The 11,567-nt window shown below is 69.1% G+C and carries 8 protein-coding genes; 7 read left to right on the top strand and 1 reads right to left on the bottom strand.

From position 1 onward, the window contains the following. Positions 1-40 precede the first annotated feature (40 nt). The gene (locus tag AC1DNG_RS04460) at positions 41-1,432 is read right to left on the bottom strand and encodes an MFS transporter (RefSeq protein WP_476886733.1); all 1,392 of its coding nucleotides are present in this window, start codon (positions 1,430-1,432) and stop codon (positions 41-43) included. Positions 1,433-1,558: 126 nt separating this feature from the next. Here AC1DNG_RS04460 and AC1DNG_RS04455 point away from each other — a divergent pair, with 126 nt between their 5' ends. The 7 genes from AC1DNG_RS04455 (at position 1,559) to AC1DNG_RS04425 (ending at position 11,550) form a co-directional block, all read left to right on the top strand. Beyond that, positions 1,559-2,437: a hypothetical protein gene (locus AC1DNG_RS04455; RefSeq protein ID WP_476886732.1), complete on the top strand. Its 879-nt coding sequence runs from the start codon at positions 1,559-1,561 to the stop codon at positions 2,435-2,437. Further along, entirely contained in the window at positions 2,428-3,177 is a 750-nt protein-coding gene (locus tag AC1DNG_RS04450) for a LamB/YcsF family protein (protein ID WP_476886731.1), read from the top strand. Before AC1DNG_RS04455 ends, AC1DNG_RS04450 begins: the two co-directional genes overlap by 10 nt. A 143-nt stretch (positions 3,178-3,320) precedes the next feature. Further along, on the top strand, positions 3,321-7,031 hold the full coding sequence (locus AC1DNG_RS04445; protein WP_476886730.1) for a nitrate reductase subunit alpha: 3,711 nt from the start codon (positions 3,321-3,323) through the stop codon (positions 7,029-7,031). Next, on the top strand, positions 7,031-8,773 hold the full coding sequence (gene narH, locus AC1DNG_RS04440; protein WP_476886729.1) for a nitrate reductase subunit beta: 1,743 nt from the start codon (positions 7,031-7,033) through the stop codon (positions 8,771-8,773). Before AC1DNG_RS04445 ends, narH begins: the two co-directional genes overlap by 1 nt. After that, positions 8,770-9,390 carry a nitrate reductase molybdenum cofactor assembly chaperone gene (narJ, locus tag AC1DNG_RS04435; RefSeq protein ID WP_476886728.1) on the top strand — a complete coding sequence of 207 codons (621 nt, stop codon included), beginning with the start codon at positions 8,770-8,772 and terminating at the stop codon, positions 9,388-9,390. The genes narH and narJ overlap by 4 nt, the downstream gene beginning before the upstream one ends. 2 nt (positions 9,391-9,392) lie before the next feature. Next, the gene (gene narI, locus AC1DNG_RS04430) at positions 9,393-10,238 is read left to right on the top strand and encodes a respiratory nitrate reductase subunit gamma (protein ID WP_476886727.1); all 846 of its coding nucleotides are present in this window, start codon (positions 9,393-9,395) and stop codon (positions 10,236-10,238) included. An 88-nt stretch (positions 10,239-10,326) separates the two neighbouring features. Beyond that, positions 10,327-11,550: an MFS transporter gene (locus AC1DNG_RS04425; RefSeq protein WP_476886726.1), complete on the top strand. Its 1,224-nt coding sequence runs from the start codon at positions 10,327-10,329 to the stop codon at positions 11,548-11,550. Positions 11,551-11,567: the final 17 nt, after the last annotated feature.

Below are 11,567 nucleotides of genomic sequence, written 5' to 3'. Positions count from 1 at the left end.
CGGGGTCACTTAGCGCCCATGATTCCCCCGGACATGGGCGCTAGGTGACCCCGCGTTGGTCTGGGCCGGGCTGCCCTGGTCCGGAGGATTCGGCAGAGGCCGGGGCGCCGGCGGGTTCCTCACCGCCGGCGGGCTCCTCACCGCCGGCGGGTTCCTCACCGCCGGCGAGGGGGTGGGCCAGTTCATCGGCCGGCATCCGCGCCACGACCATCGCGACGACGGCCATCGCCGGGCACACGGTCCCGGCGACGAGGAAGATCAGCCACACCGGCAGCACCTCGGCGGCCGGCCCGGCGAGTGCCATGGAGACCGGCATGAGGGCCAGGGATACAAAGAAGTCCAGGCTCGAGACGCGGCCCAGCAGATGCGGCGGCACCCGGCGCTGGAGCAAGGTTCCCCAGATCACCATGCCCACGCCGCCGGTGGCGCCGAAGATGAAGAGGGCGGCGGCCACGGCCCAGAAACTGTCCATGATTCCGACGGCGGCGATTGGCAGGCTTCCCGCTCCCCAGGACACCATCATCACGGTGAGGTAGCGGCGCGGGAGGGGAAAAGAAGCCGTGGCCAGCGAGGCTGCGGCGCCGCCCAAGCCCATGATGGCGAGCAGGAAGCCGAACATGCGCGCGTCCCCGCCGAGCTGGTCCCGGACCACGAAGGGGATCAGGACCTCGATGGGGCCGATCAGGAACAGCACCGAAATGCAGGCCCAGAGCAGGGTCCACAGCAGCCAGGGCGTCCGGACGGTGTAGCTGACGCCCTCGCGGAGGTCGTGGCGCAGGGACGTCTTGGCCCGCGGCTGGCCAGATTCGGTAGCCCCACCGCTGTCCGGGACTCCCGCCGCGGGCTGGCGGTGGAGGAGGTTCAGGATGCAGAAGGCCACCAGATGGCAGGCCGCCACTCCGGTGACGGCGTAGGCGGGGGACAGGGCCGCCACCAGGATGCCCGCAACGGCCGGTCCGGCGGCCTGCTGCAACAGCGGCCGCATGGTGCCTTCCAGGCCGTTGGCCGCCAGCAGGTCCTCGGGCGGCAGGATCCGCGGCAGGATGGCGGAGTAGGCGGGGAAGAAGAACGCAGCCCCGACGCCGAGCACGAAGGCCCCCAGCGCGAGATGCCACAGCTCGAGCAAGCCGGCCAGGGCCAGCCCGCTGACAGTGGCAACGACGGCGAGGTTGGCGCCCTCGACCGCGATGATCAGGAGCCGCTGGGGCACGCGGTCCGCGGCGATGCCGCCGGCGAGCAGAAACGTCACCAGCCCGACGCTGCCCGCCGCGGCCACGACCGAAAGCTCCAGCGGTCCGCCGCCCAGATGGATCACCTCGTAGACCATCGCGACGGCCCACATCCCGGAACCGAAGATGGAGATGGCCAGCGCCGTGATCAGCACGCGGTACTCCCGGTGCGCGAAGGGGCGGAGGGCTCGCAGGGCGGGCATGGGCCCAGTCTAGTAGCCAGCCGCGCGGCCGGGCTGGACCCCTCCGGGGCGCAGCGGCGACCCCGCCTGCCTGCCCGTGTGTAGTGTTAAGTGCACTTAGTTTTATGGTTCCGACGAGAGGCGATCATGGCCAAGCGCAGCAACCCGGCAATGAAGATTGCCCAGGAAACAGCCCACAGCGCGATGTTCGACGCGGCAGGCCAGCCCCGGCCCGGCCTGCACAAGGTGCTCCTGCGGGCGGTTGAAGTCCAGCGGCCGCTGGTGCTGGCCAATATCCGCAGGCTTCAGCGCAGGCACCCGCAGGCCACCGCGGCGCAGCTCGCCGCCATCCTGGAGCGCGACTACCTGCTGGCCGTCACCGGCGGCGGTGCGCTGGTCGGCGGGGCTGCCGTGATTCCGGGCGTCGGAACTGCGGCCGCACTGGGTCTCTCGGCCGCCGCAGCAGTCGGGTTCCTCGAAGCCACCGCACTGTATTCCACGGCCCTTGCTGAACTGCACGGCATCCGGATGGTGGACCCGGACAGAGCCAGCACCCTGGTCATGGCGGTCATGCTGGGCGAGGAAGGCACCCAGCTACTGAGCTCGCTGAGCGGACAAGCGGCGGGCCGGGGCAAGGGGCCCACCCAGGCCTGGACCGCGGCCTTCACCCGCCGCGTCCCCCTCGCCGGCTTCGGTACAGTGCGGGCCAAGATCCAGACGATGTTCCTGCGCTCCCTGCTCAAGACCCAGGGCACAGCCTGGCTGGGCCGTGCCCTGCCCTTCGGTATCGGCGCCGTCGTAGGCGGAGTGGGCAACCGGGTGATGGGCCATGCGGTCGTGGCGAACGCCAGGGAAGCATTCGGGCCCATCCCGGACACGATTCCGGGAGAACTGCAAGCCCTTGCGGAAACCACCGGCCCGGCAGCGCTCTACGAAACTTCCCTGGACGCGCAGCCGGACGGCGGCGCCCCGGGCGGCGGCACCCCGAAGACTTCAACGAAGGACGGCGGCACGTTTTGGATCTGAACACTGACCTGGGGGAGTCCTTCGGGACCTGGGCCAAGGGCGCCGACGCCGCGATGTTTCCGCTGGTCACGAGCGCCAGCGTGGCCTGCGGGATGCACGCCGGGGACCCTGTGACCATGCTGGACACCTGCCGGGCGGCGTACGAGCTCGACGTCAACGTCGGTGCCCACATCGGCTACCCGGACCTGGCCGGCTTTGGCCTGCGCTCGCTGGACATGACCTTTGACGATCTCTTCGGCGCGGTCCTTTACCAGCTCGGGGCGCTCGACGGCGTCGCCCATGCCGTGGGCGCCTCGGTGGACTACGTCAAGCTGCACGGGGCGCTCTACGACCGCACCGTGCACGACGGCGAGCAGGCCTCCGCCGTGATCGCCGCCATCCAGGCCTACGATCCCGGACTGCCCGTCCTCGGCTTCCCCGGCTCAGCCCTGCTGGAAATCGCCAAGGAAGCCGGGCACCCCGTCTTCTCCGAGGCCTTCGCCGACCGCGCCTACTTCCCCGACGGCACCCTCGTGCCGCGCACCGAGGTGGGGGCGGTGATGCTCGACGCCGGACAGGTTGCCGAGCGGGCGGTCAGGCTCGCCACAAAGGGCGAAATCGAGGCCGTCGACGGCACCGTGCTCCGGATCGAGCCGCAGTCGCTGTGCCTCCACGGCGACACCGCCGGCTCCGTTGCCGCGGCGACCGCGATCCGTGCGGCGCTGGAGGCTGCCGGCGTCGAGCTGGAGAGCTTCGCCTGAACCGCGAGCCCCGACCCGCGGGGCCGGCCGGCTGGCCCTGAACTGCGGGGCCGGCCGGGCAGCTCCCGGGCCGCCCGGACCCGGGCCCGCCACAGTGTCCTAAGGCCCTGTTCCGGCCAGAAGGGGCACCCTAGCTTGAAGGAATGACTGCCGGAGACGCGGCGGGGCTGGACGGGCCCGCCTCGGATGCAATGTTGAAGCTGGGCCGATTCTTTACGAAATGGGACCAGACCGACGACGGCAGGGCGGTGTTCCGCGAGGGTGGCCGCAAGGGCGACATCTTTTACCGGGACCGCTGGAGCCACGACAAGGTGGTCCGGTCCACGCACGGGGTGAACTGCACCGGCTCCTGCTCCTGGAAGGTGTACGTCAAGGACGGCATCATCACCTGGGAATCCCAGCAGACCGACTACCCCTCCGTGGGCCCGGACAGCCCGGAATACGAGCCGCGGGGCTGCCCGCGCGGCGCGGCCTTCTCCTGGTACACCTATTCACCCACCCGGGTGCGTTTTCCGTATGCGCGGGGCGTCCTCGTCGAGATGTACCGCGAGGCCAAGGCCCGGCTGGGTGACCCGGTGCTGGCCTTTGCCGACGTCGTGGGCGACCCCGAGCGGCGCCGCCGCTACCAGCGCGCCCGCGGCAAGGGAGGCCTGGTGCGGGTCTCCTGGCAGGAGGCGATCGAAATCGCCGCCGCCGCGCAGGTGAACACCATCAAGGCCTACGGCCCGGACCGCTGCGCCGGCTTCTCGCCCATCCCGGCGATGTCCATGGTCTCGCACGCCGTGGGGACCCGCTTCATCCAGCTGATCGGCGGGGTGATGACGTCCTTCTACGACTGGTACGCCGACCTCCCCGTGGCCAGCCCGCAGGTTTTCGGGGACCAGACCGACGTCCCGGAATCGGGGGACTGGTGGGACGCCCGGTATCTGATGATGTGGGGCTCCAACGTCCCCGTCACCCGCACCCCGGACGCACACTGGATGGCCGAGGTGCGGTACCGCGGCACCAAAGTGGTCACGGTCAGCCCGGACTATGCGGACAACACGAAGTTCGCCGACGAATGGCTCCCCGCACAGGCCGGAACCGACGCCGCGCTGGCCATGGCGATGGGGCACGTCATGCTCAAGGAATTCTTCGTCGACCGTGAGGTGCCGTTCTTCGCTGACTACGTCCGCCGGTACACCGACCTGCCGTTCCTGGTCCGTCTCGAACGGCGCGACGACGGCTCCCTCACCCCGGCCAAGTTCCTCACCGCCAAGGACCTTCCCGCCGAGTCGCTGACCGAGGACGCGGCGTTCCGCACCGTCCTGTTCGACAAGAAGACCGGGCTGCCGGCGGTCCCCAACGGCTCGATGGGCTTCCGCTACTCAGAGAGCGGCGAGGGCAAGTGGAATCTGGATCTCGGAGCGATCGAACCGGCGCTGTCCCTCCGTGAAGTGTCAACGGAAAGCGCCGAGATCCTGCTGCCGTGCTTCGAGGACGCCGGCGGGGACGGCAGCGTGCTCCGCCGCGGCGTGCCCGTCCTGGCGGTGGAAGGCCAGCTGGTCACCACCGTCTTCGACCTCATGCTGGCCCAGTACGGGGTCGGCCGCGACGGGCTTCCGGGGGACTGGGCCGCCGGCTACCAGGACGCAGCGACACCCTACACGCCGGCCTGGCAGGAGGAGATCACCTCCGTCCCGGCGCAGGCCTGCATCCGGGTGGCCCGCGAATTCGCCCGCAACGCCGAACAGTCCAAGGGCCGGTCCATGATCATCATGGGCGCCGGGATCTGCCAGTGGTTCCACGGCGACACCACCTACCGGGCGGTGCTGGCCCTGGTGATGCTGACCGGCTGCATGGGCCGCAACGGCGGAGGCTGGGCGCACTACGTCGGCCAGGAAAAGACCCGGCCGGTCACTGGCTGGCTGTCGCTGGCCAACGCCCTTGACTGGTCCCGGCCGCCGCGGACGATGATCGGCACCGGCTACTGGTACATGCACACGGACCAGTGGCGTCAGGACGGATACTCCGCGGACGCGCTGAAGTCCCCGCTCTCCACCGGAAGCCTGGACGGCATGCACACTGCCGACGCGCTGGCCCAGTCCGCGCGGCTGGGCTGGATGCCGTTCTACCCGCAGTTCGACCGCAACCCGCTGGACCTCGCGGACGAGGCGGAAGCCGCCGTCGCCGCCGGCACCGCGACGGACGCCGCCGGCTACATCGCCGATGCCCTGAAGAGCCGCACCCTGAACCCGGCGATCGAGGACGTGGACGCCCCGGAAAACTGGCCGCGGACCCTCGTGCTGTGGCGCTCCAACCTGTTCGGCTCCTCGGCCAAGGGCAACGAGTACTTCCTGCGGAACCTGCTGGGAACGCACAACAATGTCCTGGGCCAGGACCATGCCGAGGGGCTCAAGCCCAAGGATGTGAAATGGCATGAGCAGGCGCCCGAAGGAAAGCTCGACCTGCTGGTTTCCGCGGACTTCCGGATGACCTCCACCACCCTGCTGTCCGACGTCGTGTTCCCGGCCGCCACCTGGTACGAAAAACACGACCTGTCCTCCACCGACATGCATCCGTTCGTGCACGCCTTCACCCCCGCGATTGACCCGCCGTGGGAGACCAGGACGGACTTCGACACCTTCCACCTGCTGGCCCAGGAGTTCTCCCGGCAGGCCAAAACCCACCTCGGCGTCCGCCGGGACCTGGTGAGCGTGCCGCTGCAGCACGACACGCCCGGCCAGTTGGCCCAGCCCGGCGGGATTGTGCGGGACTGGCGGGACATGTCCGTCCCGGCGGTCCCGGGTCAGAACATGCCCATTTTTTCCATCGTCGAGCGGGACTACACCGCCATCGCGGACAAGCTCGCCGCCGTCGGGCCGCTGGCGGACAAACTGGGCTTCACGGTCAAGAACGTCACGTACAAACTTGCCGGCCCGTTGGACCGGCTCAGCCGTTCCAACGGGGTGATGCTTGGCGGCGCCGCGGACGGCCGTCCCGCGATCGATACGGACGCGAAGATGGCCGAGGCCATCCTGGCGTTCTCCGGCACCACCAACGGGGCGCTGGCCGTGCAGGGCTTCAAGGACCTGGAAATCCGCACCGGGAGGAAACTGGCGGACCTGGCCGAGGGCTCCGAAGAAAAATACATCACTTTCGCCCAGACCCAGGCCGGCCCGGTTCCGGTGATCACCTCGCCGGAATGGTCCGGCTCAGAGACCGGCGGCCGGCGCTACGCACCCTTCACCATCAACGTCGAGCGGCTCAAGCCCTTCCACACCCTGACCGGCCGGATGCACTTCTTCCTGGACCACGACTGGATCCGGGACATCGGCGAGGCGCTGCCGATCTACCGGCCGCCGCTGGACATGCACCGGCTCTTCGGCGAACCCAGGCTCGGCCAGGACGGGTCCATGGAGGTGGTGGTCCGCTACCTGACGCCACATTCCAAGTGGTCCATCCACTCCGAATACCAGGACAACCTGCTGATGCTCTCGCTCTCCCGCGGCGGGCCCACGGTCTGGATGAGCCCCGCCGACGCGGCGGCCATCGAGGTCAAGGACAACGACTGGGTGGAGTGCCTGAACATCAACGGCGTCCTGGTGGCCCGGGCGATCGTCAGCCACCGGATGCCGGCCGGTGTGGTCTACGTCCACCACGCGCAGGAACGCACCATCGACGTGCCGAAGTCCGAGGCCACCGGGAGGCGCGGCGGCATCCACAACTCCGTGACCCGGCTGCTGGTCAAGCCTTCGCACCTGATCGGCGGCTACGCCCAGCTCGCCTACGCGTTCAACTACCTTGGCCCCACCGGAAACCAGCGCGACATGGTGGCCACCGTCCGGCGTCGTTCCCAGGAGGTGCAGTACTGATGCGTGTCATGGCCCAAATGGGCATGGTCATGAACCTGGACAAATGCATCGGCTGCCACACCTGTTCCGTAACCTGCAAGCAGGCGTGGACCAACCGTGCCGGCACCGAATACGTCTGGTTCAACAACGTCGAAACCCGGCCCGGGCAGGGCTATCCGCGCCGCTACGAGGACCAGGAGAAGTGGCACGGAGGCTGGGCGCTGAACAAGCGCGGGAAGCTGGTGCTCAAGGCGGGCGGCCGGGTCAAGAAGCTCTTCGGGATCTTCGCCAGCCCGGTCCAGCCCGAGCTCAAGGACTACTACGAGCCATGGACCTACGACTACAAGACCCTCGTTGACGCGCCCCTGGGCGACGACTTCCCGGTGGCCCGGCCCAAGTCCCTGATCACCGGGGAGGACACCAAGATCACCTGGTCCGCGAACTGGGACGATGACCTCGGCGGCTCCGCCGAGAACGGCCACCTGGACCCGATCGTGGAGAAGGTCCGGCGGGAATCCGAGGACAAGATCAAGTTCGCGTACGAACAAACCTTCATGTTCTACCTGCCGCGGATCTGCGAGCACTGCCTGAACCCTTCCTGCATGGCCTCCTGCCCCTCCGGCGCGATCTACAAGCGGGTGGAGGACGGGATTGTGCTGGTGGACCAGGACAAATGCCGCGGCTGGCGCCAGTGCGTCACCGGTTGCCCCTACAAGAAGATCTACTTCAACCACAAGACCGGCAAGGCCGAGAAGTGCACCTTCTGCTACCCGCGGGTGGAGGTGGGGCTCCCGACAGTCTGCTCCGAGACCTGCGTGGGCCGGTTGCGGTACCTGGGGCTGTTCCTGTACGACGCCGACGCCGTCACCATGGCGGCCTCCGTCACGGACCCCCGGGAACTCTACGACGCCCAGATGGACGTGCTGCTGGACCCGAACGACCCCGCCGTCCAGGCCGAGGCCCGGGCCCAGGGCATCCCCGAAGACTGGATCGACGCCGCCGGGCGCTCGCCGGTCTACGCCCTGGCCAAGGTCTACAAGGTGGCGCTGCCGCTGCACCCGGAATACCGGACCATGCCGATGGTCTGGTACGTGCCGCCGCTCTCACCCGTGGTGGACCTGCTGCGCGACCAGGGCCACGACGGCGAGGACACCGGCAACCTTTTCGGCGCCATCGACGCGCTGCGCATCCCGGTGGAATACCTCGCTGAACTCTTCACCGCCGGCGACGCGGACCGGGTGACCGCGGTGCTGAAGAAGCTCGCCGCCATGCGCTCCTTCATGCGCGGCATCAGCCTCGGCGACGACCCGGACGACGCCATCCCGGAGGCCGTGGGGATGGACAGCCAGAGCATGTACGAGATGTACCGGCTGATGGCGATCGCGAAATACGAGGAGCGCTACGTCATCCCGAAGGCCCACGTGGAGCAGGCCCACGACCTCGAGGAAATGGGCTGTTCGCTCGACTTCGAGGGCGGCCCGGGCATGCAGGATACCGCCCACTTCGGCGAAGCCAGCGGCCGGCCCGTCCCCGTGGCGGTGGAAACCTTCAACGCCCTCCGGGACCGGCAGACCTCCGGCTCCGCGCCCGGCGAAACCACCCTGCGCGGCAGGGTGAACCTGCTGAACTGGGACGGCACCGGAGCGCCCTCCGGGCTTTTTCCGGAAAAGGCGTTGCTTCCGGAAAAACCGCCTCCGGCGGAACCGCCGCCGCCGAAACCGGCGGGCCCCGCGGAATCCCCTCCGGCGGGGGAGCAGCCATGACCCGCCGCCAGCAGGTCCTCTACCTCGCCGCGGCCTGGTGCCTGTCCTACCCTGACGAGGAACTGACCGGCCGGGTCCCGCTGATGCGGGCCGCGCTGGCCGAGTTCCCCGGCGCCACGGCGGACTTCGTTGCGGTCCTGGACCAGCTGGAGTCCACGCCGCCGATCCAGCTCCAGTCCCAGTACGTGCGCGAGTTCGACCTCGGAAAGCGCCACGCCCTGCACCTGTCCTACTGGACTGACGGGGACACCCGGCGCCGCGGCGAGGTTCTGGGCAACTTCAAGAAGACCTACCGGCAAAGCGACACCCTGGTGGACACCCACGGCGAACTGCCCGACTACCTCCCGATGGTCCTCGAATACGCCGCGCTGGTGGACCTCGCGGCCGGCCGCGGGCTGCTGACGCGCTTCCGGGCGAGCCTGGAGATGCTCCGTTTCGGGCTGCTCCGGGACCAGCTGCCGCACGCCCGGATCCTGCAGGCCGTCTGCGCCACGCTGCCCGGGAAATCCCCGGCGGACGAGCAGGCCGTCATGCGGATGGCCGGCTACGGCCCGCCCACCGAGGCCGTGGGCCTGGACCCGTACGATCCGCGCCCGCTGCCCGTGAAGGGGGCCTGAGCATGCTGGCATTCGAAGCGGAACCCGGATCCGCCGTCGGACTCTCCGCACTGGACATCGTGCTGTGGGGCGTACTGCCGTACGTCATGGTGGTGGTTTTGGTCGGCGGACTGCTCTGGCGCTACAAGTACGACCAGTTCGGCTGGACCACGAGGTCTTCCCAGCTCTATGAGTCCAGGCTGCTGCGGATTGCGTCCCCGTTGTTCCACTTTGGCCTGCTCGCCGTGATCGCCGGTCACTTCTTCGGCCTGGTCATTCCTATGGCGTGGACCCAGGCGGCCGGGATGAGCCAGGAGTTCTACCATTTCAACGCCCTGCTGGTCGGCGGGATCGCCGGGGTGGGAACCCTGGGCGGGATCCTCCTGCTGATCTACCGCCGCCGGACCACCGGGCCGGTCTTCATGGCCACCACCGGCAATGACAAGACCATGTATGTGGTGCTCACCGCGGCCATTGTGTTCGGGCTGTGGACCACCTTGGCGAGTGTCTTCGAGGGCGAGCACGGGCACAATTACCGCGAGACCGTGGCCCCGTGGTTCCGCTCGCTGTTCATCTTCCAGCCCGACATCGCGGCAATGGCCGCGGCGCCGTTCTCCTTCCACCTGCACACCCTGGTAGGCATGGCGCTGTTCGTGATCTGGCCGTTCACGCGCCTGGTCCACGCCTTCACGGCCCCGTTCCACTACCTCTTCCGCCCCTACATCGTCTACCGCTCCCGGGACCGGGACACCGGCGGCGCCGGGGCCAAAGGCACAGCCGGCGCCGCCGGCGCCCGGAGCTCCACGGCCGGCACCCGGCGGGGCTGGTCCGCCGTCGGAACCCGGGACCGGGACACCAGGAACCGGTGACCCGGTGCCATCGCTGAAGCTGCTTTGCTGAACCGCTTTGCTGAACCGCTTTGCTGAACTGCTTTGATGAACCAGGAAGGAGACCGCCGTGGCCGGAGCAGTGTCCCCGCCCGTCGCCGCACCTGCGGGCCGGGCGCTCAATCTGACGCTCGCCACCTCGACCTCCGTGGTGTGCTTCTGGGCCTGGAACTCCATCGCCACGCTGAGCGCGTTCTACACCCAGCATCTGCACCTCAATCCGGCCACCACCGGTGTGCTCGTGGCCATGCCCGTCTTCGTCGGCTCGCTGGGGCGGATCGTCGTCGGCGCCTTGACGGACAAGTACGGCGGCCGCGCCATGTTCACTTTTGTCCTGCTGGCCTCCATCGTCCCGATCCTGCTGGTGGCCGTCGGCGGCAGCCTCGACTCCTTCGCCCTGGTGCTGGCTGCCGGCGTGCTGCTGGGGGTCGCCGGAACCGTCTTCGCCGTCGGGATCCCCTTTGTCAGCGCTTGGTACGAGCCCGCCCGGCGGGGTTTCGCCACCGGCGTCTTCGGCGCGGGCATGGGCGGAACGGCCCTGGCCGCTTTCCTGAACCCCCGGCTTGTCGCCGCCATCGGCTACGTTCCCACCCACCTGCTGATCGCCGCGATTCTGGCGGTCATGGCCGCCATCATCTGGTTCCGATTGAAGGAGGCGCCGGGCTGGACCCGCAGCAACGCGCCCGTGATGCCCAAGCTGATCGACGCCGCGAAGACCCCGGTCACGTGGAAGCTGTGCTTCCTCTACGCAGTCCTCTTCGGTGGCTTCGTTTCCTTCGCCACGTATCTGCCCACGTACCTCCGGGATGTCTACAGCTTCGATCCCAGCGCGGCCGGCGCCCGTACCGCGGGGTTTGCGCTCGCAGCCGTGCTGGCGCGGCCGGTGGGCGGCGTACTCGCCGACAAGATCGGTCCCAAGCCAGTGGTGATCGCTGCCCTCGCCGGCGTCGCCGTCCTTGCCTGGGTGGTGAACCTGCAACCCGACGGCGACGTCCCCGCCGGCCTGACGTTCGTCGCCATGGCGGCGGCGCTGGGCCTGGGCACGGGCGGGGTGTTCGCCTGGGTGGGGGTCCTCGCGCCGGAGGGCAAGGTCGGCAGCATCAGCGGGGTGGTCAGCGCGGCCGGCGGCCTGGGCGGCTACTTCCCGCCGCTGATCATGGGCGCCACCTATGACGCCGCGGCGCACAGCTACGCGATCGGGCTGCTGCTGCTCGTCGCCACAGCGTTCGCGGCGCTTGTCTTCACCATCTTCGCCATGCACGGCAGGACCAAGGCCAAGGTCGCGGCCGCCTAGCCGGTGCCGCGGAGCGG

It is taken from the genome of Arthrobacter sp. 01T425 (genome assembly GCF_056398725.1).
Note: the sequence above shows the minus strand (reverse complement) of the source record. Positions and strands in the feature narration are given on the sequence as shown.